Below are 2,175 nucleotides of genomic sequence, written 5' to 3' on the forward strand. Positions count from 1 at the left end.
TTGGGATCGGCGATGCGATCCACCTCCCGGCCAAGTGCTTTCATCTCCTTTTCTGCGAAATCCCTAGCTTTGCGCTGAATAGCAAGTTGCTCCTCGGTTAAACTAAAATCTATCATTTAATTCCCCCTTCTTGTTTTCTGAAGATATCCAAGAACCTGGACCTGTTTACTCAAAGTTATCAAAGGCTTCTTGCGATTTCGTTAGCTGCCTTCATTGCATCTCCTATCTCCCCAATCTTGGAACAATCTCCAATCTTATAGACTTCAGGAACCTTCCCCTGTAATGCCTCAAAGAGGGAGTCATTGCTCAGCCTGCCCAGGGAGACAATAAAAGTATCGTAGGAAAGAAGCTCTCTCTTTCCATCTTTATCCTCCACCACAACTTCGCTAGGGGTAACGTCCTTCAGATTCACCCCAGTTCGTATCCTGGGGTTATCCTCCATCCTTGTGGGAATATCTCCATCTCCTTTGGCAACATCAACGTCCGTTAATCTCTTAAGAATAAACCACCTTCTGATAGGAGGAAGATTGGTTGCTATTTCACTTGCACTGCCAAAAAGGGTTACATCTTTACCCTCTTCAGCAAGAGAGATTGCTAGCTCGGAGCCATAGCCCAACCCTTGTATAACAACCTTATGACCAATGGCTGCTCTGTTCATCAGCGCCTCAATGTGAGTCAGTACTCCCGGCTTACCTTGAGCCACCTCTGGCAGCGTCATAGATGAGCCTGCCGCAAGGATAACTGCATCAGGATCAATTTGTCTAACGTCATCGGGGGCGGCTTCCCTACACACCCTTACATCTATCTTGAACTTTTTCAGTTGGGCGGTAAGAAAATCCACGAGGTTCCCAAACTCAGCGAGTAAGGAACAACGACCGAGCGCAGAGACCATCCCACCAAGCTCTGAATCTTTCTCCATCAGGATTACCTTATGACCTCTTAGCGCAGCTACTCGCGCAGCCTCCATTCCTGCTACCCCTCCACCAATCACTAGGAGTTTTTTGGGCTTTTCTGCTGGAATCACCGAATCGGTGGGCATCATCATGGGATCAACCGAACAAGCACCAATACAGTCGCCAAAACCTCGCGCACATCCCATACACTTCCGAATGTCATCTAACCGCCCCTCAAAGTATTTCTTTGGGGTCTCTGGATCAACAATTAACTGCCGTCCCAGATAAATTATGTCCGCCTTACCCTCCTCCAAAAACTTTTCAGCCATCTCCATATCGAGGATTCTCCCCACTCCAATCACCGGCACCTTAGCAACTTTCTTAACTGCCTCGGCCAGATAAATAAAGTATCCCCGAGGGACATACAGCGGGGGTATATTGTTTGGATTATGTAGCATTGAGCCCAAGGTAATATCAAAACAATCCACCCCAGCACTCTCCAGTACAGGAATAATATGGCTAACGGTGTCCTGTATTGTCACACCGTCTTTGCCCAGAAGTTCATCAGCGCTGAGTCTGACAACTATAGGATAATCCTCACCAACTGCCTCCCTCATCCCCTGTATCGTTTCAACCGCAAAGCGCAGTCTATTTTCCCAGCTTCCACCGTACTTGTCCTCTCGCCGGTTACTAAATGGCGACATAAACGCACCCCAGAGTGAAACATAACCATGAGCGCAGTGCAGTTCCACGCAATCAAACCCAGCAGCTTTCGCTCTCGCTGCCGTAGCTATGGTCTCGCTCATGATTTCCTCTAGCTCCTCGACTGACAATTCTCTAGTAGCTACTTCTATACCATATATGATATCTGGAAGGTCTCTCTTGGGATAGGGTGAGGGTGAAGCCCCTATCCTCATACCGCCAGCCCCAATCTGCGCCCCGATCTTCATACCGCTTGTATGCACTGCTTCTGTCAGCCTAGTAAAACCTGGAATATATGTATCATCGTGGAGCGTGAGCCCCAGACCTAATGCACCCATAGGTGGCAGTTTGCGAGCTTCTTCATAGGCAGGGCGGGATGGATTAATGGTCCCGGTCATGGCAAACCCTACCTCTCCTTTTGCTCTATCTACATACCACCTAATTGTATCCTCGCTCGCTCCATGATCCTCTCCGTACGGCTGATTGAGCATTGGACCAAAGGCTATCCTATTTTTAAGCTCCATGCTTTTTATTTTGATTGGCTCCAATATTTTCCTGTTGCTCATTTTCACCTTCCTTT

At 48.0% G+C, this 2,175-nt stretch carries 2 protein-coding genes; both read right to left on the reverse strand.

What is annotated here, in order from left to right:
- On the reverse strand, positions 1–116 hold a 116-nt coding region (locus JRI46_12520; GenBank protein MBW2040389.1), incomplete at its 3' end, for an acyl-CoA/acyl-ACP dehydrogenase.
- A gap of 62 nt (positions 117–178) precedes the next feature.
- The gene (locus JRI46_12525) at positions 179–2,161 is read right to left on the reverse strand and encodes an FAD-dependent oxidoreductase (GenBank protein ID MBW2040390.1); all 1,983 of its coding nucleotides are present in this window, start codon (positions 2,159–2,161) and stop codon (positions 179–181) included.
- Between the last annotated feature and the right edge of the window lie 14 nt (positions 2,162–2,175).

Source organism: Deltaproteobacteria bacterium, from assembly GCA_019308925.1.
In the GTDB taxonomy this organism is placed as follows: Bacteria; Desulfobacterota; B13-G15; order B13-G15; family RBG-16-54-18; genus JAFDHG01.